The organism is Lentzea waywayandensis (assembly GCF_900115955.1).
Classification (GTDB): Bacteria; Actinomycetota; Actinomycetes; order Mycobacteriales; family Pseudonocardiaceae; genus Lentzea; species Lentzea waywayandensis.
The window spans coordinates 820,566-847,562 of sequence record NZ_FOYL01000002.1; the positions used below are offsets into that span (position 1 = coordinate 820,566).

At 70.3% G+C, this 26,997-nt stretch carries 12 protein-coding genes (1 of these 12 cut by a window edge); 5 read left to right on the forward strand and 7 right to left on the reverse strand.

Going from position 1 to position 26,997, the window contains the following annotated elements; translation table 11 throughout:
- Together BM417_RS08635 and BM417_RS08640 are read left to right on the forward strand one after the other, a co-directional pair.
- Positions 1 to 16,161: the 3' portion of a hypothetical protein gene (locus BM417_RS08635; protein WP_093589710.1), read on the forward strand. It extends 12,507 nt beyond the left edge of the window; 16,161 of the gene's 28,668 nt are visible here — the last part of the coding sequence; its start codon lies off the left edge, out of view; its stop codon occupies positions 16,159 to 16,161.
- A 10-nt stretch (positions 16,162 to 16,171) separates the two neighbouring features.
- On the forward strand, positions 16,172 to 17,017 hold the full coding sequence (locus BM417_RS08640; RefSeq protein WP_245821784.1) for an XRE family transcriptional regulator: 846 nt from the start codon (positions 16,172 to 16,174) through the stop codon (positions 17,015 to 17,017).
- Here BM417_RS08640 and BM417_RS08645 read toward each other — a convergent pair.
- The 3 genes from BM417_RS08645 to BM417_RS08655 form a co-directional block, all read right to left on the reverse strand.
- Positions 17,001 to 18,224 (reverse strand): MFS transporter, encoded by a 1,224-nt coding sequence (locus BM417_RS08645; RefSeq protein ID WP_143138564.1) that lies wholly within the window; start codon positions 18,222 to 18,224, stop codon positions 17,001 to 17,003. The genes BM417_RS08640 and BM417_RS08645 overlap by 17 nt on opposite strands.
- A 143-nt stretch (positions 18,225 to 18,367) precedes the next feature.
- Positions 18,368 to 19,003 (reverse strand): hypothetical protein, encoded by a 636-nt coding sequence (locus tag BM417_RS08650; RefSeq protein ID WP_407656136.1) that lies wholly within the window; start codon positions 19,001 to 19,003, stop codon positions 18,368 to 18,370.
- A gap of 637 nt (positions 19,004 to 19,640) precedes the next feature.
- On the reverse strand, positions 19,641 to 20,021 hold the full coding sequence (locus BM417_RS08655; protein WP_143138565.1) for a hypothetical protein: 381 nt from the start codon (positions 20,019 to 20,021) through the stop codon (positions 19,641 to 19,643).
- 103 nt (positions 20,022 to 20,124) lie between these two features.
- Between BM417_RS08655 and BM417_RS08660 the strand changes: the two genes are divergently transcribed.
- On the forward strand, positions 20,125 to 21,822 hold the full coding sequence (locus tag BM417_RS08660; protein ID WP_093589718.1) for a hypothetical protein: 1,698 nt from the start codon (positions 20,125 to 20,127) through the stop codon (positions 21,820 to 21,822).
- On the opposite strand, the gene BM417_RS08665 is transcribed toward BM417_RS08660, so the two are convergent.
- Both BM417_RS08665 and BM417_RS08670 read right to left on the reverse strand, forming a co-directional pair.
- Entirely contained in the window at positions 21,785 to 22,921 is a 1,137-nt protein-coding gene (locus BM417_RS08665) for a hypothetical protein (RefSeq protein WP_143138566.1), read from the reverse strand. The genes BM417_RS08660 and BM417_RS08665 overlap by 38 nt on opposite strands.
- 15 nt (positions 22,922 to 22,936) lie before the next feature.
- Positions 22,937 to 23,959 (reverse strand): TDT family transporter, encoded by a 1,023-nt coding sequence (locus BM417_RS08670; protein ID WP_245821786.1) that lies wholly within the window; start codon positions 23,957 to 23,959, stop codon positions 22,937 to 22,939.
- A gap of 70 nt (positions 23,960 to 24,029) precedes the next feature.
- On the opposite strand from BM417_RS08670, the gene BM417_RS08675 reads away from it, so the two are divergent.
- Both BM417_RS08675 and BM417_RS08680 read left to right on the forward strand, forming a co-directional pair.
- The gene (locus BM417_RS08675; protein ID WP_177320338.1) at positions 24,030 to 24,959 is read left to right on the forward strand and encodes a LysR family transcriptional regulator; all 930 of its coding nucleotides are present in this window, start codon (positions 24,030 to 24,032) and stop codon (positions 24,957 to 24,959) included.
- Positions 24,943 to 25,323 carry an HNH endonuclease gene (locus BM417_RS08680; RefSeq protein ID WP_218164394.1) on the forward strand — a complete coding sequence of 127 codons (381 nt, stop codon included), beginning with the start codon at positions 24,943 to 24,945 and terminating at the stop codon, positions 25,321 to 25,323. Before BM417_RS08675 ends, BM417_RS08680 begins: the two co-directional genes overlap by 17 nt.
- 230 nt (positions 25,324 to 25,553) lie before the next feature.
- Here BM417_RS08680 and BM417_RS08685 read toward each other — a convergent pair whose 3' ends face one another.
- Both BM417_RS08685 and BM417_RS08690 read right to left on the reverse strand, forming a co-directional pair.
- Positions 25,554 to 26,000, reverse strand: coding sequence for a hypothetical protein (locus tag BM417_RS08685; protein WP_093589725.1), 447 nt, complete (start codon positions 25,998 to 26,000; stop codon positions 25,554 to 25,556).
- Between the two features lie 75 nt (positions 26,001 to 26,075).
- Positions 26,076 to 26,993, reverse strand: a complete 918-nt coding sequence (locus BM417_RS08690; protein WP_093589728.1) for a COG4315 family predicted lipoprotein — start codon at positions 26,991 to 26,993, stop codon at positions 26,076 to 26,078.
- Positions 26,994 to 26,997 lie beyond the last annotated feature (4 nt).

The following is a 26,997-nucleotide window of genomic DNA, read 5'->3' on the forward strand; positions in this document are numbered from 1 at the left end:
AACGACGGCGTGGACATGTCGCACAACGTCGGCGGCTCCCGCAAGGAGAGCGACGGCGTGGGCCGCGGCTCCGGCTGGGGCGCGGGCATCAGGGCGCCGGGCCTGGCCTCGCCGGGCAGCGCGAACCCGAACGTCTCGGGCACCGCGGGTGTCGCGGCGGGCGCGAACATCGGTTCCAGCAAGAGCACCTCGTTGACGACCTCGACCACCGAGGCGTTCAGCAGCACCCGCACGGCCAGTGGCCCGGCGGCGCAGTACACCGTGCCGGTCGAGTTCGAGCTGGTGGTGGAGAAGGGCAACAAGCTCGTCGCGAAGGCGGAGAGCGGTCCGCAGGAGATGAAGGTCCGCACGCACGCGGACAACCAGAAGATCTCCCAGCCGACCACCGGTCACGGGAATCCGCAGCCCTACATGTCCGCGTCGAGCAGGCGCGGCAGCGAGTTCGGCACTCCCGAGGCGACGGCCGCGTTCCAGCAGGACACCCGTGCCTCGCAGCTGCCGCCGACCGCGTCGGTGGAGAACCTGCGTGGCGCCAAGGACCTGCGCGACGCCGCGGTGAAGGCGATGACGGACGCCGGTGCGGGCAAGGGCCTGACCGGCAAGGGAACGGGCTCGCTCAACGCCCTGTTCTCCACGCTCAGCCCGGAGAACCTCCAGCCGCACCTGCCGTCGATGCTGTCCGGCCCGCTCGACGTGCCCGGCCTGAAGGAAGCGGCACTGACGTTCGGGCAGGACGCCGACGTCAAGGTCTACGCCAAGCTGGTCAACCCGCAGCTCGGGTCGCTCAGCGACGACGTCAAGATCGAGACCCCGCTCACCACGAAGACGACCGAGACCTCCAGCGAGGCCAAGGTCTCCGACACCGCCGACGTGTCGGTCGGTCTCGCGCAGGGCAGCGCGGCGGTCAAGCAGGGCGCACCGACCGACACCGTCAACTTCGGTACCGGCGGCGTGGAGCTGCGGCACGCGAACGAGGACTCGTCCGCCGTGTCGGGCGGTCCGGCGCAGGCCGAGGGCGGCAACGTCAAGCCCAAGGACGCTCCCCGCACCGGTCTCGTGCAGTTCGACGTCGAGTACCGCGTGGTCGCGACGATCGGTGGCAAGACCTCCGTCGTCGACCTGTCGGTGCCCGGCTCGGCCGGCGTGCGCATGCCCGCCGCCGAGGTCGAGACCACGCTGAACCAGCCGCTCGGCGACTCGTTGAAGGACGCCCAGGCCGACGTCAAGAAGGCGGCCGACGACTGGCGGACCGCGGAGAAGGACGTCGAGAAGGCCCGTCACGACGCCCAGGACGCGATCAACGAGGCCGCGGCCGTGCTGGCGCGGACCGACCAGCCGCTGGGCGCCGCGTCGACGACGCTGAACACCGCGATCCAGACGCACAAGGACGCCGAGGCCGCGGCCGCGCCGTTCCAGACGGCGTTCGACAACACGATCAGGGACGCGGGCCAGACCCGTGCCACGATCAAGGACCTCAACGCGCAGGTCGTGTCACTGAGCCAGGACGCGCAGGTGGCCGACAACGCGGTCAGCGACGCGCGGGCCAACGGTGCGCCGCAGACCGAGATCGACCAGCTCACGCAGGAGTCCGACGCGGCGCACACCGCGCTGACCGACGCGCAGCAGCAGGTCGCCGACGCGCGTGTGGAACTCGACGTCCAGCGTCAGGCCGCCACGGACGCCCGCACCGAACTCCAGGGGCCGAAGGAGACCGCGGCCAACGCCGATGCCGCTCGCGCGGCTGCCCAGGACGCGCGCCAGAAGCTCGTGGACGAGCAGACGGCCGCGGAGCAGGCGATCAAGGACGCGGAGACCAGGCTCGACGCCGCCCGGCGCGACGCGGACGCCAAGCAGAAGCTGTGGTGGGACGCCAAGGCCAAGGTGGACAACGAGGTCGACGCGTTCAACACCACGGCGAACACCCCGCCGCCGGCGCCGATGCCGCCCACGACGACCACGTCCGCCTCCACGACGACCCCCGGCGTCGACCAGCGGCCGCAGGATTCCACCGTGGCGGAGACCAGCCGCAGTGGCGCCGAGGCGAGCTCGTCCCGTCCCGCGCCGCCCGCGGCACCGCCCGCTCCCCCGGCGCCGGACGCCAAGAGCGACACGCCGAAGCAGGTCAAGAGCGGTGGCGCACCGCCGAGGATGACCCCGCCGACCCCGGAGTCCCACCAGGGCAAGGACGTCCTCACCGACGAGTCGTGGCGCCACGACCCCGCGAAGACCGCCGACTGGTTCGCGCCGAGCAAGCCGGCCGACCCGAGCACGTGGGCCGACCGCAGGGCCGACGCGAACGTCAAGACGGTCGACGTGGTCGTGCACGACGTCCGCACCAACAGCACGCCGTCGAACCTGAAGTCCTACAAGGGCCTCATCAACTACGACCTGCGCCGCATCGAGACCTCGCCCGGCAACTTCGTGCAGGAGTACACCGTCAAGGTGCACATCGACCCTGCCGCGAAGACCGACCCGGCCGTCGTCGCACAGGTGAAGGAGAACGCCGCCAACGGCGTGAACTCCTTGCTGAACCAGGGTTTCCGGCTCCCCAGCGGTGACCAGTTCCACCTGAACCTGGAGTTCACCGACAACAAGGCCGACGCCCACACCAGCATCAAGGTCGACCCGGACAACCCCAACGTCGACCAGACGCACTGGAACCCCACCACCAGTCCTGAGGTTCTCGCGCACGAGACGCTGCACTACCTCGGCATTCCCGACGAGTACAGCGACAAGTCGCGCGTGTTCCAGCAGCACGACACGAACTCCGGTGTGCACAAGGACGACGGCGGCATGATGGGCGCCGACGTCCACGGCAAGGAGCCCGGTCTGCGGCCGCGGCACCTGTGGCTGGTCGAGCGCACCGCCACCAGCCAGGTCATGGTGCCCGACACCAGGCTGGACACGTCCGGCCCGGCCATCACGCCGCCGAGCACGACGCCGGACTCCACGCCGGACGGCGACACCCGGCCGGTGGCGACGAAGCGCGACCGTTCCCCCGAGAGCGACAGCAACCCCCCGGCCGACAACCGGACCACCAAGAAGAAGCCGGACGCCGACCGCTGGACCAACACCGAGGCCGGTCCGAGCAACACCGGCGCCGGCGCCAAGATGGAAGTCGACTCGGACGTCGACAACCTGGCCGCCGAGCTCGGCAAGCTCTCGCTGGGCGAAGTCGACTTCTCCTACAACCCCGCGTTCGCGAAGCTCGCCAACGGCATCACTCCCGTGCTGCCGACCAAGGACAGCTACCTCGGCGACCTCCGCAAGAGCGTCGAGGAGGGCAGGCGCCCGTCGTTCGTGGTCAACATGATCGTGAGCCACAGCGCGCTGAACGATCCCAAGGCCGACATCAACCAGGTCATCGACGCGATCACCAAGGACGCCGGTCCGCTCGGCAAGGACATGGTGTTCGTGATCGGCGTGAACGGCCCGACCGGCGCGGACACGAAGATCGACGCCGAGATCGCCAAGGCGAACACCAACGTGGCGAACCGGAAGGAACCGATCGCCCTCGTGCCGTTGTCGACCTTCGCCCCGAAGGACGGGTTCCCGTTCGGGCGGATGCGCAACGGCACGATGCACAGCTCTGCCACGCAGTTCGCCATCGGCGCGATGAACGGCAAGGGCACCCACCCGTACATCTCGTTCCAGGACTTCGACACCGGCTCGCGTCTCGTCACCGGCAACCAGAAGGACGTCTTCAACCACGTCGCCGAGTCGATGAACTCGGAGGCGGGCCCGATCCGTCCGCTGCTGTACTCGGGCGGCTACCGCGTCGGTGACCCGGCGAAGCTCATCAAGGAGACCCAGGCGCGGATCACCGCCGAAAAGGCCTCGATCGAGGGCGACACGAAGCTCACGGCCGACGAGAAGAAAGAGGCGCTCGCCGAGCTGAAGGTCGCGCAGGACTACCTCGCGAAGCCGGAGTTCGCCGAGAAGTTCCAGCAGGCGATGAGCGACGACATGGACGCGCGGAGCCGCCAGAAGGACTCGGCGCCGCTGCTGCCCTACTCGCCGGAGCCCAACCTGTTCATGGACGCGGCCGTGACGGTCGTGGGCCCCGAGGTGAAGTTCAGCGACGGCGGCAACGAGTTCGGCGACCTCAGCGACTCGATCAACGAGTTCGCCGGCAAGGAGATCGTCGACCTCCACGAGAACGAACTGCCCACTCCGCCGAAGCCCAGCGAGTCGCTCGCCGAAGCCAAGGCCAAGCTGGAGTCGGACATCGCGGCCGAGAACCGTGCTCCGAGCCCGAGCGAGGCCAAGACGCTGCAGGAGCTGCAGAAGGGGATCGACAAGGCCGAGGCGGACGTCGCCCAGCTCAAGGCCGAGGTCGAGGCGACCTTCAAGGCCCAGCGCCCCGATCTTCCGCAGACCACGATCGACTCGGCGGTCGAGGCGGTGGTCAACGGCTCGCTCGCGAAGAACACCATCGAGTCGGCGATCGACGTCGACATGCAGAACAACCGCAACCCCTACCGCGGCGAGAACTTCACCAGCGACTTCGTCAAGGGCGCGGTCGGCACGGACCTGTCCCGTCTCGCGCTCGGTTTCGCGAAGACCGAGGGCAAGCAGTGGCCGCAGTCGCACGTCGCGCTCACCTCGGTGACGAACCGCGGGTACGGCGGTCTGCCGGACGCGGACGGCAAGGTGGACAACAAGGCGGACCGGGCGGCCAAGGCCGACGTGTCCGGCGCGAAGGCCCGCGACGGGTACGGCGACAAGAAGCCCAGGGCGAGCGGTGCGCCGAACCCCGGCAACAAGCCGCACTCGCAGCGCGAGGCCCAGCAGATCACCCAGCACACGTACAGCTACGACCCGCAGACCGGCGTGCACACCGAGACGAGCAAGTCCGGCGGCTGGCAGCCGTCCAAGCTCGACGCGCTGCACCTCGGCTGGGAGGACAAGAACACCCTGGGCGGCGCGATCTCCGCGCCGATCCCCGGTCACGGCTACATGGGCGTGGACCCGCAGGTCGACCCCACCACCGTCTACCCGGAGAAGCCGGTGGTGGAGAAGCCGGCCAAGGGGAAGGGCAAGGAGAAGGAGAAGGCCCCGGCCAAGAAGGCCAAGACCGAGGCCGACGTCCAGCACATCGTGCCGGGCAACAAGCAGCAGAAGATGGCCACGATGCTCAACCTGGCCATGTCGGCCAACACGAGCAACGTGACCCGCACGTTCGGCACGCTGGAACACGGCATCCTGCCGATCGCCGCGGACCCGCGGCCCGACGGCCTGTTCAACGCCGTGCACGACGCCCTGACCAGCCAGACTCCTCCCCCGGCGTCCGGCTCCGGCAAGAAGAAGGGCAAGGCCGCTCCGGCGGTCAAGACGGCGACGGAGCTGCGGGCCGGTGCGGTCCAGAAGGCCTCGATCTCCTCGCCCGCGATCAACAAGGAGATCGCGAGGTTCCGCCAGGAGCACGGTCTGGACAACGGACACGTCGTCACCGCGCTCGTCGAACCGGGCCCGCCGTCGGTCACCGACCCCACGGCCGACCCGTTCGCCCTGGCGTACCCGGCCGACGTCGACAGGCTCGCCAAGGCGGAGGAACTGGCCGCCAAGCTGCTCGCGACCGAGATCGGCCGGCCGCTGACGATCCACGGCCCCAGCGGGTCCGTGACCATCGAGCCGTTCTTCGAGCCGCGGCCGGAGACCAACTCCAAGTCGTCCGAAGCGGACATCAAGAAGGCGAACGCCTGGAAGAAGCCGGTGTTCCCGGCTCCGCTGGAGCTCGACGCACGCCCGCTGGACAACGGCAGGAGTGCGTTCACCCGGCACGACCCGGCGAACCAGCCGCTCGACGACGACGCGATGGACACCCGCCAGGCACCGCCGCCGCCCGTCCAGGAGACGTCCACTCAGGACGCTCCGGTGTGGACGGCGCCGGAGACCGAGGTCGAGACGCGGCCCGCACCGCCGTCTCCCACGCCGAACCCGGCCATCCCGATGACCGTGATGGGCCCGCAGCCCGTCGGCCAGGTCATGCCGGGAACGCAGGCCCTGCCGGGCTTCTTCCAGGACAACAAGGCGCTGGGCACGATCGCGCCGACGAACGTGCGTGGCGCCGAGAACGTCACGAACGCGATCGAGAACCTCAAGCCCGCCGACGCCGCCCGCATCCAGCAGGCGATCAACGGTGACTTCGAGTCGTTCCTGGACAAGGGCCGCAACTTCCAGGTCAAGATCGGCAACAACTGGTTCGAGGCGAACATCCGCGCCACCATGCAGGCGCAGACGGACGTCGCGCCGGTGGACGCGCCAGGTGTCAAGGTCGACGCGACGGCGCAGTCGGGCAACTCGTCGTCGGCCACGCACACCGTCGCCACGGCCAACGACATCGGTGGTTCGGCCTCGGCCAGTGGCGGGCTCGGCGCGTACGGCTCGCTCGGCGGCAAGGCGCAGCTCGCCACGCCGGCGCAGTCGCAGAGCATGTCGTCGTCGCTCACCGACCAGCGGATCATCCGCGCGGGCGAGGGGTCGACGCAGGCCACGGTGAACGTGTCCTACGACATCACGCTGGCCAACGCCAGCGGTGGGCTCAGGCCCGTCGCCACGGTCGACACCGGCACCGACGTGACACTGCAGATCCCGAACGACCTCGCCACGATCACCAGCTCGGGCAACACCTCCGCCGCGGTCACGCCGGCGGACGGCAAGTGGGGCACCAAGCTCGAGCACCCCGCGCCCGAGGCGGTCTCGGTCGACAACCCGGCGAAGGCGTTCGCCGACGTGGCGCGCGAGCTCCACCCGTCGATCGTCAAGGTCGGCTCGCCCGGCCGTGAGGCGCTGCAGAACTTCCTGAGCCCCACCGAGATCCGCAACAACCTCGGTGCGATGCTCGGCGGCGCCTACGTGACGTCACCGGACCTGATCAGCCCGCACGCCAGCAAGGGTGCCGCAGTGCAGATGAAGGCGAAGCTGCAGGGCGCGGAGCTCGTCGGCACGCTCGGCACCGGTCAGCTCCGCCTGCACGAGACGTCGGCGCACAGCAGTGGTGTGTCCTCGACGACCAAGTCCGGTGGCGACGTCAACGCCGGTCTCGGCTTCAACTCCGGTCTGCCGAACGTGCTGGGCGGCCAGGCCGGCGTCACGGCCGGCTACTCCGCGCGCACCGCCGAGAACGTCAACGCGGGCATCAACACCGCGCACAAGAGCGGCATCCAGCTCAAGGGCGACACCGGCCTGTACAAGGTGACCGCCGAGGTCGAGGTCCGCACGCCCAGCGGCAAGACCGTCCAGTTCCCGGTCACGACCTACCTGCGCGTCGGCCTGCCCGAGGCGGGGCAGATCGGCCTGCCGACTCCGGACGGCACGCGCAACACGATCGTCGACGACTCCAACAAGGGCACGAAGTTCCCGCCGCCGTACATGGGTGACGCGCTCGCCGCGGGCAACGCCAAGGTCGGCGAGTTCGAGGTGGCCTCGGAGGTCCAGACGCAGGTCGAGGACGCGCTGCGGGACATCCCCGGCATGGCGAGGTTCCTGCCGAACTGGAACGACCCGAACGCGAACCCGCGCAGCAGCAAGGGCAAGGCCTTCTCCGACGTCGCCGAGCAGCTCGCGAACCAGCGCAGGCTGACCTCGCAGCTCTCGCCGGCGGCGTTGCGGACCAACATGGACAGCCTCATGGGTCCGGGCGTCCAGGTGCAGCTCAAGAGCAGCAGCAAGTCCACGAACACGTACGTCAACGTCACGGTCAAGGCCAAGGTCTCCGACCCGAAGCACCTCGGTCAGGCCGACGCGCGCAACGTCCGTGACGCGTCGTCGACCGGCCCGAAGCTCGACAGCTCCAGCAGCACCACCAAGGGCTGGAGCGGTGGCGTCGAGGGCAAGCTCGTCATCCCGCGCGAGACCAAGATCGCCAAGCTGACGCCGACGCCGCAGGCCGGGGTGAAGTACAACCACTCGTGGACCGACAAGACGTCGGCCGGTCCGACGGTCAACAGCACCTCGCTCAGCGTCGGCAGCCCGAACGCCCAGGTGTTCCGCGGCGACGTGGAGTTCGAGGTCGAGATCACCACGTTCACCCGGCCGCGGGCCTGGGTGCGGCGGATCGTGCCCGGCGCCCCCGGCTTCCACTCGCCGGAGCAGACCACGGTCGCGAAGACCGGCGGCGGCGCCACCGACCTCAAGCCCATCAAGGGCGAGGTCAACCTCTGGGTGTCGGACAGCTCCACTTTGGACTCCGACCCCGGCAAGGGGTTCGAGCCGGGCACGCCGGAGCCGAGGAGGCTCAAGGACGCGCCGACCGTCAACAAGCTCCTGAGCACCAAGCCCAAGGAGAAGGCGCCGGACTTCCTGCACGTGGAGGCCGTGGCGAACACGACGGCGCTGCGTGACCAGGCCATCGACGCGCTCAACCGCGCGGCCGGTGGCGACTCGGCGCTGACCGTGCCGGGCACCGCGTCCCGCGCCCAGATCGACAAGATGTTCTCCCCGGAGAACATCAAGGCGAACCTGCGCACGCTGACCGAGACCGGCATCCAGGAGCAGGGCCTCAAGTACGACCGCCGCGTCACCGACCGCACGGGCGCCATCGGCGTCAAGTTCGGGCTGAGCAACCCGAAGATCGTGTCCATCTCGGACAACACCGGTACCGAGAACGCCAGCACCGGCGGCTACAAGGCCGGCCAGGCGTCGTCCACCAACCGGTCGGTCGACGTCACCGGCGGCATCAACGTGCCGATCAAGCCGAACGACCCCGCCCCGCCCGCCGGTGAGCCCACGCCCGCCAGCGGTGCCGGTGGCTTCGCGGTGGCCGGCAAGGTCACGCCGTGGTCGGACTCGAAGTCGACCGGCAAGGAGGTCGGCGGCAGCCACGACCGCAACTACGTCACGCCCGCGGGCGGCCGCACCGTGCTGGTGCAGCTCGACGCCGACGTCACCGTGGTCGGCGAGAGCCGCGCGGCGAACTTCATCGCCGGCACCACGCCCAAGGCCGAGGGCGCGACCGTCAGCCTGCCGAAGTCCGTCTTCGTGCGGGTGACCGAGGACGTCGCGCGGGACATGGGCCTGCTGCCGGACGTGCAGCCGACCGTGCCCAAGCCCGAGTTCCCGAAGATGGCGCCGCCGGCGACGGTGGCGGAGGGCGAGCCCGGCGCGCTCGGTCTGTCCACGGTGGAGAGCGTGCCGGACCTGTCGGACGTGGTCGCGGACCTGTCCAGCAAGGTCAACGCGAAGACGGCGAAGCGCTTCGGCGAACCGCTGCTGCCGGACTCGGTGCTCAAGGACTCGATGAGCAACCTCCAGCGCCTGGTCGACTTCAGCTCGCCGGCCAGCGTCAAGGCGATGGTCGACAGCGCGCTGGACGGCGGCGTGCCGCTGCTGGTGCACCAGCCGGGCACGTTCGGCAAGGACTCGTACCAGGTCACGCTGCGGGCCAAGGCGGGCACCCCGGAGTTCCAGAACGTCGTCAACGACGGCGTCGAGATGGAGTCGACGATCGCCGGCTCGCACAAGGTGACCGACGGCCAGGGCCGCGGCACCGGGTGGGGCATCGGGCTCAAGGCACCGGGCCTCGCCCAGCCGGGCAGCGCGAACCCGAACGTCTCCGGCACCGCGGGTGTGATGGCGGCGGGGAACATCGGGCAGTCCAAGAGCAGCTCGGTCTCCACCTCGACGACGGACCAGTTCGCGAGCTTCCGCGCGGGCAGCGGACCGGCGGCGCGCTACAGCGTGCCGATCGAGTTCGAGCTCGTCGTGGAGAAGGGCGACAAGCTCGTCGCGAAGTCGGAGAGCGGCGAACAGAAGATGACCGTCCGCCTGCACGCGGACAACCAGAAGGTCGACGGCTCGGCCGCGCCGCAGCCCTACACGAAGGACCAGAACTCCCGCACGGCCGACCAGGGCACCCCGCAGGCCGCCTCCGACTGGCAGCAGGACGGCAGCCCGTCCACGCTGCCGCCGGGCGCGTCGGTGGAGAACCTGCGTGGCGCGCAGGACCTGCGTGAGGCGACGATCCAGGCGCTGAAGGACGCGGGCGCGAAGAAGGGCCTCACCGGCAAGGGCACGGGCGCGTTGAACAGCCTGCTGTCCACGCTGAGCCCCGAGAACCTGCAGCCGCACCTGCCGGGCATGCTGTCCGGCCCGCTGACCGTGCCGGGCCTGCACGAGGCCGCGCTGACGTTCGGCCAGGACGCGGACGTCAAGGTCTACGCCAAGCTGGTCGACCCGACGCTGGGCTCGCTCAGCGACGGGGTGGCGCTGGAGAACCCGAAGTCGCAGGTCACCGCGACCAGCACGGACTCGAAGGTCACCGAGAGCGGCGACCTGTCCGTCGGTCTCGCGACCGGTGGCGCGGGCATCAAGCAGAACACCGACCCGAAGGACAACGTCGCTTTCGGCACGAGCGGTGTCGAGCTGCGCCACGCCGGCGAGGACTCCACGGCGAACTCCGGCGGCCAGACCGACAACAAGGTCAACAACCTCAAGCCGAAGGCCACGACCGGACTGGTGCAGTTCGGTGTCGAGTACCGCGTGGTGGCGACGATCGGCGGCAGGACCGCCGTCGTCGACCTGTCCGTGCCGAACTCGGCCGCGGTCCGGATGCCGACGACGGACGCGCAGACCGTGCTGGGCAAGAACTTCAGCCCGGAGCTCACGTCCGCCCAGGCCGAGGTGAAGGCCGCCGCGGACGCCTGGCGCACCGCCGAGGTCGAGGTCGACGCCCAGCGGCACGCCGCGCAGCAGGTGATCAACACCTCCGCCACGACGCTCGCCAGGGCCGACTCCTCCTTCACACCCGTCCAGATCGACTACAACAAGGCGATCCAGGATCACCTCGACGAGCAGGCGAAGCTCCCGGACCTGGAGACCCGCGCGGAGACCGCCCGCCAGGAGGCGCAGCGCACGCTCGACGCGATCTCCGAGCTGTCGCCCAAGGTCGGCGGCTTCGGGGCGCTCGCGATGACCGCGCAGTTCGAGATCGACGACGCGAAGTCGGACATCGAGGCCAAGGCCACGACGCTGCGGACGCTGGAGAGCCAGCTGGCCGCGACGCCGGGCAACGCGGCCCTGCAGGGTCAGGTCGACGCCGCCCGTCTGGCGCACACGAACGCCCAGACGACGCTGCGCACCGCCGAAAGCGCGTTCACCAGCGCGAAGGCGGGCATGCAGGACGCCCAGCACCGGCTCGACGCCGCCAACAACGCGATCGGCGGTCTGCGCACGGAGGCCGCCGCCCGGCGTGCGGACCTCGTGGCGCAGCAGCAGGTCGTGGCGCAGTTCGATGCCGCCCGCATCGCGCAGCAGGCCCGTCACGACCAGGCGATGGCCCAGCTCGAGGCCGACCACGCGGCGCAGAAGGCCCTCGTCACGGAGGCCGAGACCAAGCTGAACGACGCCCGCACCACGGCGGACGGGCGGCAGCAGGAGTGGTGGGACAAGAAGGCGGTGGTCGACCGGAAGGTCGCCGAGTACAACAACCCGCCGGCGACGACCACGACAGCGTCGTCGTCCACTCCCCCGCCGCCTCCTCCGGCACCGGAGACGTCGTCGTCCAGCAAGCCGTCGAGCAGCGACGTCGAGACCCGTCCGGCACCACCGGCACCCGAGACCTCGTCGTCCAGCAAGCCGTCGACCAGCAGGAACGTCGAAACCCGTCCGGCACCACAACCGCCGGCGCCCGAGACGTCCTCGTCCAGCAAGGCGTCAACGAGCAGGAACGTCGAGACCCCTCCGGCACCGCAGCCGCCGAACGCGCCGTCCACGCAGCCGTCCACCGAGGCGACCACGTCGAGCACCGACACCGAGGCGCCCACCAGCGTGCCGGACGTCGTGGTGCAGAGCCATCTCAAGGCGCTGACGGCGGACGCGATGACGAACGCCTCCCCGCTGGCCACCGAGGTGGGGCAGAAGCTGAACTCGGACACCGGCAAGTACGTCCAGGCCGAGGCGGGCCTGCACCTGCTGCGGGCGTCGGTCGTGCTCGACACGAGGACCGACGACATCGCCACGATGATCCAGCGGCACGGCGTCGAATCGGTGGCGCGGGCGTTCACCAGGGAGTTCGGCCGCCCGATCATCGAGACGGCGCAGCTGGCGCAGTTCGGCGACCTGAGCACGCCGGAGAGCCGGGCCGCGTTCGACGGCTGGGCGCACCGGATGTGGGACACGATCGGCAACACGCCGTCCTACACCGCGAACCCGGACAAGCTCGCCGCCGACGTCTTCAACCACGACAAGGGCTACAACCGCGGCACGAACTTCGCGCAGGAGACGGCGTTCGCGGACCTGGTCGGCGCACCGTCGCTGGCCGACGCCATCGCCGAGACCCAGGTGTACGGCACCGACTCCTACAGCCAGGCGCTGTGGGTGCAGAAGGTGCTGGGCGACGCGGAGATCATCCCGTCCGACGCGATCGTGAGCCCGGAGGCGTTCACGAGGGCCGTCACGGACCACAGGTCCGAGATCGGTGCGGCTCTCGGCGTCGACCTGACGCCGGAGCTGGTCACCGCGCTGAAGGAGCACCTCCAGGGCGACGGCATGGTCGCCGACGACCCGGCGCCGGCCACCGAGCCCGTGCCGCCGTCGGCTCCCACTCCCCGCAGCGAGGCCGAGACCCAGCTGGTGGCGTTGACCGACGACGCCGTGGAGAACGCCACCCCTCTGATGAAGCAGGTGGAGGCGGAGCTCAAGGAGAACCCGAAGAAGTACCTGGACCACAAGGCGGGCCTGGATCTGCTGCGTGCCTCGGTGGTCCTGCACACCCGCGCCGGCGAGGTCGCGGCGTTGGTCGACCAGCACGGCCTCGAGGCCGTCACCAAGGCGTTCAACGACGAGTTCAAGCGGCCGATCATCGAGAGCGAGCAGATCGCGGCGTTCGCCGACGACCCCGGCCACGGGAAGTTCGACGACTGGTCGCACCAGCTGTGGAACACCCTCGAGGGCAGCCCGACGTTCGCGGCGGACCCCGCGAAGATCGCCTCCGAGATCTTCAACCACGAGAAGGGCTACAACCGGGCGTTCAACTTCGCCCAGGAGACCGCGATCATCGACGTGATGGGCGCGCCGCCGCTGTCCGACTCGATCGGTGAGATCGCGGTCTACGGCCCCGACTCCTACAGCCAGGCGCTGTGGGTGCACCAGGTGCTCGCCAAGTCGATGATCGTCCCGGAAGGCCTCGTCAGCCCGGAGGCCTTCACCCAGGCCGTCACCGACAACCAGGCCGAGCTCGGCCAGGCGCTCGGGGTCCAGCTCGACCCCGCGGCGATCGCCGAGATGAAGGCGCACCTGCAGGGTGACGGCATGGTCGCCGACGACCCGGCGCCGTCCGCTCCCCCGCTGGAGGCGCCGACGTCGCACGTGCCGCCCAGCGACCCGAGTCCGTTGCACAGCACGGAGACGAACGCGGCCTGGTTCGACCCGCAGAACCCGGTGTCCTCGCAGGCCATCGCGGACGTCCGTGCCACGACCCCGGCCACCAGCTGGGTGCGCGGTGAGGACGGCGGTGTCCTCGACTCCACGAAGGTCGGCCCGCACGGCATCAAGATGCAGGCGTGGCGCGGCCCGATCGCGTACGACAACCGCGTGCTGAACGTGGACGGCGTGCCGGTCCGCGACTTCACCGTGCGGCTGCACCTGAACGGCGGCGACGCCGACGTTCAGGACCGCACCCGCGCGGGCGTCGAGGAGCTGTACAACCAGGGCTACAAGCTGCCCGGCGGCGAGCAGTTCCACGTCACGGTCGAGTTCACCGACAACCCCGCTGACGCGCACGCCACGATCGACGTCACGAACGACCCGAAGGGCCGGGCCAACCAGCTCACCTGGCCCGCGCACACCGACTCGCGGCGCCTGGCGCACGAGGTCGGGCACTTCCTCGGGTTGCGCGACGAGTACCTGGAGACCGGCGACGTGAAGCCGATCTTCCAGCACCAGGACGGCCGGGGCCGCGTCGTCAACGACAACACCCCCATGACCCAGGGCATCGACAAGGCCGACGCCCAGCTCAAGCCTCGGCACCTCCAGCTGGTCCAGAACCGGATGGAAGCGCTGCAGACGCACAACAGGCCGCAGCCCGTCGTCGAGGAACGATCCGAGCTGCCGCCGCCGAACATGCCCAAGCGCGGCAACGACCATCTCGACTCCGACCCCGCCGGGGACGCCGTCAAGCGGACCCGCGAGGAACTGGCCGAGTTGTCCATCGAGGACAACGAGGACGTCGAGATGGCCGAGCAGCAGGACACCACGCCGTTCAACGAGAACGGCGTGCACAACGCGGCGTACCAGAACCTGGCCCAGGGACACCCGCTCACGCAGATCACCGCCGAGAACTACCTCCAGCGCACGCAGCAGAGCATCGACGCCAACGAGAAGCCGTCGTTCGTGGTCAGCATGATCGTCCGGGCGAGCGAGCTCGACCAGCTCGACAATGTGATCAACGGCGTCATGGCCGGCACGCAGGACATGGACGGCCGCGTGGCGTTCGTGCTGGGCGTGAACGGCGCGACGCAGGCGGAGATCGACGCCGCGATCGCCACCGCGACCCCGTCGGTCACCGGCCGCGCGGAACCGGTCGCGCTGGTGAGCGTTCCGCACGGGTCCAGTGGCTTCAAGTTCGGCGAGACCCGCAACGCGACGCTGGAGAGCGACGCGCACGTGTTCGCGGTGACCGCCCTGGCGGCCACCGGAACGCACCCGTACGTGGCGGTCATGGACTTCGACGCGGGCGACCGCACGACCCGCGAGGGCGGGCACGTCTTCGACCACGTCGCCCGGCTCACGGACGCGGACGAGGTCGGCCCTGCCGACGGTCTCGACGTCCCGGCGCCGCTGCGACCGTTGATGATCGGCGGCGGCTACCGGGTCGCGGTCACGCCGGAGCAGCTGCACGCCGATGTCCTCGACCGCATCAACGGCGACTCGAAGACCACGGACGCGCAGAAGGACGCCTACCGGGCCAAGCTCGACGAGCCGGGCTTCCACGAGCGGTTCGTGCACGTGATCGACGCGGACATGCACGCGCGGCGCACCCAGCAGGGCATCCACCCGTTGCTGCCCTACACGCCGGAGCCGAACCTGTTCGTCGACGGCCTGGTGCCGCTGGTGGACCCGAACGTGCGGTTCGGCCAGGGCCAGGCGGAGTTCGGGCAGCTCGGCCAGTCGCTCAACCGGTTCTACGCAGCGGAACTGGCCAAGCTGCACACGCCGGCCGACCCCGCGAAGATGGACGCCGCCACCGAACTGGCCAGAGTGGACGTTCAGAACAACCGGCACCCGGTGCGCGGCCAGGCGTTCACGACCGACTTCGTGGCGGGCGACACCGGCACCGACCTGTCCAGGATCGCCTACGGGCTGATCACGGACGGCAAGCTGCCGCAGTCGCACACCGCGCTGCCGAACGTGTCGGAGCGGTTCCTCGACGGCAAGCCCGCCAAGAAGGGCACGAAGTTCGCCGACGAGCGCGCCCGTCTCGCCACCGGTGAGCACGCCGTGGTCGAGCCGTTCCTGCCTCCCGCCGAGGGGCAGACCACGAACACGTGGAACCCGCCCCGCAAGATGGAGACCCAGCTCGGCGCGCCGCAGAAGAACCGGATGAACCCGGCCGTGTCCGCGCCGATGCCCGCGCCGTTCGAGCAGATGCAGGCGGGCATCCAGAAGGACCAGAAGGTCGTCGCGGCACACGGGCTCGTCGCGTCCGACCACGTGAGCAACACGCAGCGGCAGTTGCGGTTCCTCAACGAGGACGTGCTGGTCCGCCAGCCCACGCCACCGGTCACCGACAACGGCTTGTACGCCGTCGTCGCGCAGGCCCGCGGTGTCGACCCGGTGACGCTGCGCCAGCAGGTGGTGGGCCTGGCGGCCACCCACCAGGCGGTGACCAGGTTCGTGGCGGAGTACACCGTCAGCCGGCCGATGCACCAGGGGCACATGAACGGCGCGCTGGTGGAGAACGCGAACTGGCACATGAAGCCCGACGCCGCCGAGAACGTCGGTGCCGGAAACGCCCGTGACCTGGTCGGACAGCTGATCGCAACGCAGCAGGGCGTCAACATCCGGATCCACCAGGCAGGGGGCAACCCGGTCCTGCTGCGGCCGATGGGCCCGCCGTTCCCCGACACCGTCGACGTCGAGATGGTGATCGACGGACGCCAGGTCACCTACCGGCCATACCAGCCGCCGGGAGGGGTGCAAGCGGACGTGCAGATGCATTAGCGTGGCTCGCGTGGACGAGTTCGCGCAGGCGCTCCGGACGGCGATCACGAATCGCGGTCTCGGTCTGGAGCGCCTGCGTGAGCACCTCTCCCAGAACGGCGTGACCGTCTCGATGGCGACGCTGAGCTACTGGCAGACGGGCCGAAGCCGCCCCGAGCGCCAGAAGTCGCTCCAGGCCGTCGTCCACTTGGAACACATCCTGCAACTGCCGCCCGGCCACCTCTCGGAACTGCTGGGGCCGCCGCGCCCGCGTGGCCGCTGGCTGCGCCACGCCCCGGCGCCGATGTCGGCGTTCTGGCCGTCCCCGACGCCCGTCGAGCACGCGTTGCACGACCTCGACACGCAGTGGGACGACCAGCTCCTGCGCGTGAGCCAGCAGGACTTCGTGACGATCGGGGCGGACCGCACCGAGCGGGCGTTCCGGTCGCGGCAGGTGCTGTCGGCGTCGATGACCGGGCCGGACCGGTGGGTCGTGATCATGCACGTCGACGCGCACGACCAGCCGTTGCCGCTGGTCAACGCTCTGAAGAACTGCACGGTCGGGCAGGTGGTCCGGGAACCGTCCGAGGGGTTGCTGGTCGCCGAGCTGCTGTTCGAGCGGCCGCTGCGCAAGGGCGAGAGCGTCGTGATCGAGCACGAGCTGGTGAACCAGGACCCGTGTCCACTTGCGACGAACTACGAGCGCAAGTTCCGTCTGCCGACTCGGGAGTACGTGCTGGAGGTGACGTTCGAGGGCGACGCGCCCGCCTCCGTCGTCCAGCTCGCGGACGGCTCCGCCGTGACCCCCGGCCGCACGTTGCTGGACGTGGCGCTGGACGTGCAGCCGGGTGTCCGCGGGTTCAGCTGGACCTGGTGAACCCGCGCGACGACGGGATCAGCGCGGCGGCGGCGGGTGCGGCGAAGCAGATCACCGCGCAGACGCCGAGCACGGCACTCGCACCGAACCGGTCGATCGCGGGCGCGATGAACGCCAGGCCGATCGGCGCCAGGCCGTAGGAGAGCAGGAAGTCCAATGAGGACACCCGGGCGAGCTTGCCCGGTTCGACCTCGCGCTGGATCGCGGTGAACCACGGGACGTTGAACAGTTCGATGCCGATGCCCGCGACGACGTACACGGCGATCAGCACGAACGAGTGCACCGGCGCCAGCAGGCCCAGCGGGATGAGGCCGTAGCAGGCGAGTCCGGCCAGCGACGCCCATCCCGCCGCACGCGGCCGCCAGCGGGCGATCAGCATCGCGCCCGCGAGGGCTCCCAGGGTGTACGCGGTCGTGGCGGCCGCCAGCACCGCCTCGGTGTCGTAGCGGTCGCGGCTCACCACCGGCAGCAGGACGGCCGTCGCGGAGTAGCCGAAGGCGATCATCGCGGTCAGCGCGCCGAGCCCGCCGAGCAACCACGGGTGCCGGCGAGCCTCCCTGATGCCGTCGAGGAAGTCGGCGACGAAACCCGCGCGAGCGGAGCTGGTCTGTACCGGCTGGCCCGTCCCTTTCGGGGGCACGAGCGCGGCGCACAGCCACATCACGGCGGTGATCGCCAGCAGCGCGCGGGCGTCCACGAGTAGTGCCGTGAGAGCGGTGAGGCTCGGCGCGACCAGCGTGGTCACCCTGATCGCCAGGGTGGTCGCCGCGTTGGCCTGCTGCCGTCCCGACTCCGGGACCACCTCGGCCACCAGCGCCTGGAACGCGGGCCGGCAGGCGCCCTGACCGGCACCGACGATCGCCGCGGCGACGGCCATGAGCAGCAGGGACTTCCCCATGCCGACCGCGATGACCGGTGTCATGACCGCGGCCGTGAGGCAGGACCAGAAGACCACGGCGCGACGGGGATGCCGGTCGGCGAGCACTCCGGCGACGGGGACCGCGGCGACGAAACCCGCGGTTCTGGTGGCCAGGACGACGCCCAGTTCCACGGCGGTGATCGAGCGTTCCAGCACGGCCAGGCCCAGCACGAAAGGCATCGCCCACATCGCGAGGCCCGACGCGGTCGTGCCGGTCCACAGACGCAGGAACGCCGTGTTCCGGAAGACGGACGGTGCTTTCCCGGCTTTCTCGGCTTTCTCGGTCACGAAGACCAAGGTCTCATCCTGGGCAGGCTTCTGACCACCACGAGATCGTTATTCCCGGTGACCGCGCACGAACGGCACGAAACCGGGTGTTCCCCCGCGCCTTGACGGGAACACCCGGCCTCATGCCGTCCTTTGTGGACAGATCAGCCGATCTTCTCGATCCGCGCGTTGCGGATGAGGAACTTGCCGGGCTCACGGACCTGTTCGAAGGCCGCGTTGTTCAGCAGCGCGCAGCTGCCGGACACCGACGCCACCTTGACGGTCGTGGACTTGTTGTTGTCCAGGTTCGTGACCTTCAGCGTGGTGCCGATCGGGAACGTGCCGCTCGACGCGGCGGGCTCGCCGCCCTCGCCGGACAGCGTCACGGTCGAGCCGTTGCAGACCTGCTGGCCGGTAGCGCCACCGCCGTTGTTGTTGCCCTGGTTCGCGTCGGGCTGCTTGGTGGGCTGCTGGGCCGGTGCCTGGCCGGCGTTGTTGTTGCCCTGACCGGCATTGCCCTGATTGGCGTTGCCCTGGCCGGCGTTCGCCGCGCCGCCGTCACCCTTGCAGCCCGCCGCCTTGCGTCGCTGCTGGATGAGGTCGACCACGGCCTGCCGGTTCGCGATGCGGGCCTCGGACTGGGAGTCCGGAGCGCTCTTCTGCCCCGCGATGAAGGTCAGGTTGTTCTGCAACGCCTTGTCCAGCCCGCCGCAGTCCTCGCCGGACGTGGCGGCCTGCCCGGCCTCGGGCTTGGCCTGGACGTTGTTGCCGCAACCGGCGGCCGCACGCCGCTGGTTGATCAGGTTGACGACCGCCTGCCGGTTGGCGATGCGAGCGTCCGACTGCGCGTCGGGGTTCGCCTGCTGTCCGGCGATGAAGGTCAGGTTGTTCTGGAGCGCGGTGTCGAGTCCACCGCAGTCCTCAGCCGCGTTCGAGTTGGTGCCGCTGAAGGCGAAGATGCCACCGGCGACAGCGGCGACCGCCAGCACGGCGCCCGCGCCGATCATGGCGGGCTTGCGGTGTCGAGCGCCCATTCTGTGTCTCCTCGGGGGGTCGAACGGTGTTGTACCGATGACTACGGGGAGGTCACGGACGAGGTTCAAATCGAACAGAACCCTGTTGGTTTTAAATGCCTTTAAGGTTTCCGGTGCGAAGGTGATCTTGCTGGTCAGAGCGCATTTCCGCGGTTTCCGGATAATACCGGTGAGAGCGGTGGTCTGGTCGCGACCTGGGGCTCGTCGGTGTGAACGTCAGGGTGTGAACGTCGCGAAAGGCGTGGCTGCACGTTCGAAATCCCGGCATTCTCACAAACAGCCGGGCATCGTCCGAAATCGCAGCCCGGCTCATCGCTCACCCTCATCGCCCTGGACAGCACCGCGAACGTCTGGTCGGACTCCGGCAACGCCCTGCACAGCGCGAGGAGACACGGGATCGTCATCAGCGGTCCGGGAAGCCAGTCCGCGCAACAACTCCACGGCTTCGGCGGGGCGACGAGATCCTGGTCCGGGCGTCCAGCACCGCACCGCGTGCGTAGATCCGGCCGTCGCGCAACGGATCGTCCTCGGCCGTGAGTCCCAGCGCTCGGCGGGCGGCCACGACCGACTCCTCCAGCAGCCACACCTCCTCCGGCCGGGCGAGGAACTGCCGGTACACCACCACGACGAACGCGTCGAGCAGCACCGAGATCCGGGCCCGCAGGTGGTCGGCGGCGGAGGCGTCGCGGTCGAGCACCTCGGCCTGGCCGTCCGGACCGGGCCGCCAGCGCCGCCCGGGACTCGTCGACCGCGGCGTCCTCCAGCAACGGGCCGGGGTCGCCACCCGTCGTGAACCACCAGAGCCGTTCCGCCAGCCGCGACAACGGATCCACGGGCCTGCCCAGATCGGCACCCTGCACACGCACGAGAGCTGGTTACATGATTCCATGCCCCAAGACCTGGAGCACTGGCGTACCAAGGTCCGTGACGCCGGACTGGGCTTCGCGGACGACCCGATCACCCTTTCCCTGACCCTCGCGCTGCCCGCGCTGTTCCCGGTGCGCGACAGGCGATCGACCGAGGCGCTGCTCACCGCGTTGCCGGGTTTCAGCGCCCAGCTCTACGACCTCCACCGCACCGTCGACTTTCTCTCCCCAGTGGAATCGGGCGACGAACTGGTGCGTGAAGCACTGAACGCCTACGGAGAACCAGATCGTGGCGCGGACGTGCTGGTCGGCGCACTGCGCGCCGTCGCGGCAGCGGATCGTCCACATGCCGTGGAATCCTTGTGCCGCCTGGCCTCCGTACCAGGCGTCGCCGCGGAGGCCGCGGATCTCGCGCTGGCACAGGCTTTGACGGACGACCCGGACGCCTGCCTGCCCGCACTCGCGCAGGCGACGACCACGGCCGAAGATCCCGCGCGGCTCATCGGCCTGCTGCGCCAAGCCTTTCCCGCGGCGAGCTACGAGGTCGCCGTCGACGCCTACCTCAGGCTGCCGCGGCAGGACTCGCGGCTGAGCTCGGCCATCGCGCAGATCGCGCTGGACCTGTTCGCCCGCAACACTTTCGGCACCGAGACCGATCCGGCGGACGAGCCCAGCCCCATGCTCGACCTCGACCTCGCCACCCGGATGCTCGATGGCGAGCGACCGGAACAGGCCGCCGCGTTCGCCCACCGCGCCGCCGGGAACGCACACGGCCAGGACCTCCGCGTCCGCGCGCTGGTCGTCCTGTCCCGGGCGGTGGCCGTGCTCGGCCACCACTGGTACGCCCGGGAGAAGGCCGACGAGGCCGTGGCCGTCGCCCGTGGTGTCGGCGACAAGGGCCTGCTGTTCGACGCGCTGCAGACCGTCGTGGCGAGCAACCACGCCGTGAGGGACCGCGAGCGCGCGGCGGCCGCGTCGCTCGAAGCCCTGGAGCTGTCCCGGAAACTCGGCCTCGAGGACCAGGCCATCGCACTGGGTCTCGCCTGCGCGGCCCACACCGGAGAGCCGGGCCGCGCGGCCGAGTTCGCCGCCGAGTCGGTCGCCCTGCTCCGCGACCTGGCCGACCGCGACCCCGGCCGGCACCTGCCGCGCTACATCGCCGCCCTCGACACGTACGCGACCGCGCTGAGCGCGGCGGGCCAGGACGCGTTCGACGTCGGTCAGCAGGCGTTGCTGCTGATCCAGGACCTGCACCAGCGCGACCCCGGGCAGCACGGACCGCAGTACGCCCAGGTGGTGCTGAACTTCTCGAACCGCCTGGCCGCTCGCGGTGATCACGCCACCGCGCTGGAGGGCTACCTGACCGCGACCCGCGTGCTGTACGCGCTGGTCCCGCAGTCGCCGCACGCCTACGCCGCCAGGTGCGCCATCGCCACGTGGTCGACGGCCAACGCGTTCGCCGCCCTGCACCGCTGGAGCGAGGCGGAGCAGGCGATCCGGGGCACCGTCACGCTGCAGCGCGGCTGCGTCCGCGAGTCCCAGCCGTGGGTGATCCCCGACCTGATCGACTCGCTGGAATTCCTGAAGCACTGCCTGTCCCGGGCCGAGCAGCTCGCGGAACTTCCCGCCCTGGAAGCGGAACAGCAGGCGTTGCGGCGCCTGCACGCGCGCTATCAGACGGTCAGCGGGTCAGCTGCTCCTTCGCCACCTGACGGGTGACGCGGTCGAGACCGGACTTCGTGAGCGGCAGCGTGTGCAGCTCGCGCGGCTTGACCGTGGGCAGCCACTGCCCGTCGCGCTGGAGCGCCTCCCACTGCTGGGAACCGTCGACACGGAGGAGCGAGTGCGCGTTGTCCAGGTCCATGACCTCGTGCAGCAGCCCGAAGACGGCGAAGTAGAAGTGGCCGTCGATCGGCTGCGCCTCCCGGCGGGCGTCGCGGAGGTGCAGGCGGGCGGTGAGGCCGGCCTTCTCCGAGTCGTTCAGCGGCACGGAGAACCGGCCCTGGGGCTCCGGCACGACGGCGTGGGCCGAGTCGAGGTCGAGGACGTCGGTCAGCTGGTGGAAGACCGCGTATCCGGCGGTCTCGCCCGCCCGTGCCTCGGTCCGCCACCTCAGCGAGAGCCTCGCCATCGTCTCCACCGCGGTCGCCATGGACGTCTGCACGGCGTCCATGCGCGGCTCGCGAGCGGCCTGGGCGAGCAACCTCGACGGCTGCGGCTCCGGGTCGCCGGTGAACGCGAGCTCGCTGTCCGGGTCCTTCGCCACCCTGGTGACCACGGCCACCGGACGCTTGTCCACCAGGACGACGTGGTGGGTGCAGCCGCGGTCCCAGTGCGCGTCGATCAGCCTCTTGACCTGAGCCGCCTCGACGAGGCTGAGCGCGACGTACTCCTCCGGCTTGTCCTGGCCGGAGTCGATGCGGTGGAGCTTCTCGCCGCGCTCCCACGTCTGGTGTCCGGCGTACTCCTCCTCGACGCCACCCTCCGGCCGGCGGAGGAGCCGGTCGGCGTTGGCGAGGTCGAGCACGCCGAGCGCGTCCCTGAACGACGCGTAGTACTTGTAGTCCGTCAGCTCCGACTCGTGGTCGCGCGACCGGATCGCGCGGATCATCCCGACCAGGAACCCGTTGGCGTCGCTGACCCCCACCTCGCGAGCCGTCCAGTCCGGTTCGGACGGAACGCGGCCGAGCAGATCCGACGGCTCCCAGCGCAGGTCGTGCGTGAACGCCTCCTCGACGGCGCCGGTCAGCCGTACCACGGCGCGCGGAAGCTCTTGTCCTTCAACGAGAATGACGAGGTGGCGGGCTTCCGGGCTCATGGGGACAGTCTACGTCTACCGGCGCAACAGCGTTCGGGCGGCCACGGTGACCCACGCGACCACCAGCACTCCGTACAGCACAACGGAAACCCCGGAGAACATCGCGGAGGGAACCCGGACCGCGAGCGCGCTCGTCCCGGTCACCAGCGTGCCGAGCGGGAAGACGAAGCTCCACCACGTCAACGCGAACGGCAGCCCGCGCCGCGCGGTCCGCACGGTGACGGCCGCCGCCAAGGCGACCCACAGCAGGGCGAACCCCCACGTGATCGTGCCGTAGAGCACCCCGAACGCGGCCTGGCCGGGCAGCACGGGCACACCCGCGAGCAGGTTCGCGGCGGTGATCGACTGGCCCAGCGGCCCGAGCACGATCCACAGCGTCGGCACGGTCGAGGCGGCGCCCAGGCCGTGCTGCACCAGCCGCTGCCAGATCTGCGGCACGATCACCATCGTCGCGAACAGGCTGACGCCGAACAGCGCGTAGCAGCCGAGCACCATGGCCTGCCGCGACGATCCCTCCGGCAGGTGCTGGGCGAGCAACGCGCCGGAGGCGGCGGACACCATCGGCGGCACCACGGGCATCAGCCAGCCGGCGAACGCGCGTTCGCCGCTACCGATCATCCGCAGCGGCACCAGCACCGAGGTCGCCAGCCCGAGCAGCGTCCCTGCCGTCCACAGTGTCCAGTCGAGCGCGAGCGCGGCGGGCAGCCCGATCCAGTCGGAGCCGAGCAGCAACGCACCCGTGCCGACGGTCATCAACGCCATCGGCGGCGCGCCCCAGAACTGGGCCATCACGGGGTCGGCGAGCTGCGCGCGCACCGTCGCCCACGTCCAGCGCCTCAGGGCGGCGGCCACGAGGAAGACCAGCAGCGCGGCGTCCAGCGCCCACACGTACGTGGCGGCGGTGCGCAGGCCGGGCATCGAGGCTCCGGCCGTGGCGACGATCCCCGTCCCCATCACCGAGGCGAAGAGGTTCGGGCCGAATGGTGCCGCTCGTCGCACCCCGACGGGCACGGTGTGTTGAGGTGCGAGAGCGGTCACGACATGACAATCCCCGCGCCGCGCCTGGCTCGGTAGGCACCAATCGCCGAGGTGCACATAGGCTGTCCCTATGCCTCTGCCGTCCAGGGTCACCGACCTGACCAGCTTCGACCTGCTGCGCAGCGTCGCCGAGCTGGGCAGCATCGGCCGGGCGGCGCAGGCGCACGGCATGTCCCAGCCCAGTGCCAGCGAACGGCTCAGGACGCTCGAGGCCCGCGTCGGCGTCACGTTGCTCGAACGCACCTCGCGCGGCGCCCGGCTCACCACGGCGGGCCAGCTCGTGGCCGGGTGGGCCGCCCAGGTGCTGGAGCGGGCGGCCGACCTCGACGCCGGCATCACCAGCCTGCGCGCGGACCGGCAGAGCCACCTCAGGATCGCCGCGAGCCTCACCGTGGCCGAGTACCTGCTGCCCGCGTGGCTGATCGCGCTGCGGTCCGTCAGCCCCGACACCGCGACCGTGCTGTCCGCGGGCAACTCGGTGCACGTCGCCGAGCAGGTGCTGGCCCAGAAGGCCGACCTGGGGTTCATCGAGAGCACCGACGTGCCGGCGGGCCTGGCCAGCCGCGTGGTCGCGAAGGACGAGCTCGTGCTCGTCGTCGCACCCGGCCATCCCTGGGCCCGGCGTCGTCGCGTCAGCGCCGCGAAGGCCGCCGCGACGCCGCTGGTCAGCAGGGAGTCGGGCTCGGGCACGCGGCAGGCCTGGGAGCACGCGCTGAAGGCCGCGGGCATCACCGAGTCCGCCGGGCCGTTGCTCGACATGTCGTCGACCACCGCCATCAAGGCGGCCGCGATCGGCGGCATCGGCCCCGCCGTCCTGAGCATCCACACCGTGGCCGCCGACATCGCCGCCCGCACGCTCGTCCGGGTCGAGGTCGCCGACGTGGACCTGCACCGCGCGTTGAGGGCGGTCTGGCCGTCCGGCCGGACACCCCGGGGGCCCGCCTCCGACCTGTTGACCATCGCGACGCGTAGTCTCACCGATCGTGCCGACCGGCGGTAGCAAACAGGTTCGCGCCGCGCGCAAGCGCAAGAAGCGCATGGCCCGCGTCATCAACGACCTCACCGACGAGCAGTGGGACGCTCTCAAGACGGCGTGGGGCGGTTGCGCCTACTGCGCCGCTCCCGCGGCTTCGCTGCAGAAGGACTGCGTGCAGGCCATCTCCCGCGGAGGCCGCTACACGCTCGGCAACGTCGTGCCCGCGTGCGGATCCTGCAACGCGAGCAAGTGCAACGCCGAGGTGACGGGCTGGCTGCGCCGCAAGAAGCTCGACGAGCGCACGTTCCTGGTGCGCCACTACGAGATCTCGAACGAGCTGACCGCGCGTTTCGGCGAGGTCGTCCAGTCCACAGTGGAACCGGGCTGAGCAGGTCGCCGGAGACGGTGTCCGTCACACGACCGGCCTGCCCCGCGCGACCCTGACGGCGTCCGCGCTTTCCTGCTGCCGACTGGGCCACCACATCACAGCGCCGATCCGACAGCAGGCGAACGGGTTGAGTGCCGGCAACGGCGATTCGATCACGGCTTGGTGGTACTCGCAGACACCTTGGCGCCGACGGTGCGCTCAGGTTCGGACGATACTTCCGGCCCAGCTGTTCAGGCCGCGTTGCGCACGGCGCTGTACCCGTTGAAGAGCGCGTCCCACGCCTTCTTGCACGTGGCGTCGAGCTTTCCGTCGGCACTCACCCCGCCGGCCGCGAACCACGGCTCGCACGGCGCGATCTCGGCGAGCTGGCGGCGCACCTCGGCGAGGGCGGTCTGACCGGCGGGTGGCAGCCTGGCCGACTGCTTCTCGACCTCGTCGATCACCCCTGTCACGTCGGGCATGACGTGCGTGCAGTTGTCGGCCGGGGCGACGGGCTCGCCTCGCAGGCGCGCCGCGCAGTCCGTGAGCAGGACGCCGATCGCGTCGAGCCGCGGCTGAAGGTCGGGCAGCGGCGAGCCGGTGACCGAGGGCACGGCGGGGGTGATCGTGGGCAGGGACGAGGTCCCGGTACCGCACCCGAGCAGGAGGAAAGCCAGCGCAATGGCGGAGTAGCGCATGCAGGGAGCGTAGCGAGCCCGAAAGGCCGCCGGAGCTGGGGTGCTCTGGCGGCCTCGGCGTTCACCCGATCAGGTTCACGCGCGGATGTAGGACTTCACGCCGTCCGGGAACCCGAGCGGGGCCGTGTCCGCCACGTCGTCGGTCACGACGGCGGACTTGCCCTTGCAGCCCGGCTCGGACCAGATCTTCACGGCGCCGTCCGTGGTGAGCGACTTGAAGCCACCGCGCAGGTCGCCGCACTGGGCCTCGACCTTGACGCCGGTCGCGAAGTTGTTGCCGCTGAAGTCGTCGAAGTTCTTGCCGGTGAAGAAGGTCACGGAGCTCGCGGGCTTGGCACCGGGAGCCGGCGGGGCGGGCTGGGTGGCGGGAGCCTCGGCCGGGGCGACGGCGCGCTTGCCCTCGGGGTTGATCACGAACCACTTGTTGCCGACGTTCTGGCCCTTGATGTCACCGGGCTTCTCGTCCTTGTTGAACAGGTAGATCGGGCGGCCGCCGATCGTCACCTGGGTCGCGCCGTCCTGGCGCTTGACGAAACCGATGTTCTCCCTCTTGATGCCGGGGAAGAAGAGCTTGGTGCCCTTGGCGACGGTGATCGGCGGCCACGTCTTGGCGCAGTCACCGTTGCAGTTGGACACTCCGCCCTTCACCGGGTCGTCGCTGAACCAGTAGACCGTGAGTCCCTTGCCGTTGACGACGGCGGGCTCCAGACCGCCGGCGTTGGCGACGCGCAGTTCGACCCACTTCTGCTTGACCTCGGGGGACGCGGTCGCCGGAGCGCGGTCGCCGGTGTTCTGGTCGGCCTTGTTGGAGTTCGCCGATCCGCGCAGGAAGTCCACATCGGACTGTTCGGCGGACGCCTGCTGCGTCTCCTGGGCCTGTTCCGTTGCGGGAGAAGCAGATCCAGACTGCGCGGCACCCTGACCGCACGCCGTCAGAGCGATGACACCGACCGCGAAAAGGGCAGCAGCGAACCCAACTTGCTTGCGACGCATTGTT

What these genes read in the sequence shown, in the direction of transcription:
- BM417_RS08660 (WP_093589718.1), top strand. Translation starts at nt 20,125, where the DNA reads ATGCCCCAAGACCTGGAGCACTGGCGTACCAAGGTCCGTGACGCCGGA.
- BM417_RS08665 (WP_143138566.1), bottom strand. Translation starts at nt 22,921, where the DNA reads ATGAGCCCGGAAGCCCGCCACCTCGTCATTCTCGTTGAAGGACAAGAG.
- BM417_RS08675 (WP_177320338.1), top strand. Translation starts at nt 24,030, where the DNA reads ATGCCTCTGCCGTCCAGGGTCACCGACCTGACCAGCTTCGACCTGCTG.
- BM417_RS08685 (WP_093589725.1), bottom strand. Translation starts at nt 26,000, where the DNA reads ATGCGCTACTCCGCCATTGCGCTGGCTTTCCTCCTGCTCGGGTGCGGT.
- BM417_RS08690 (WP_093589728.1), bottom strand. Translation starts at nt 26,993, where the DNA reads ATGCGTCGCAAGCAAGTTGGGTTCGCTGCTGCCCTTTTCGCGGTCGGT.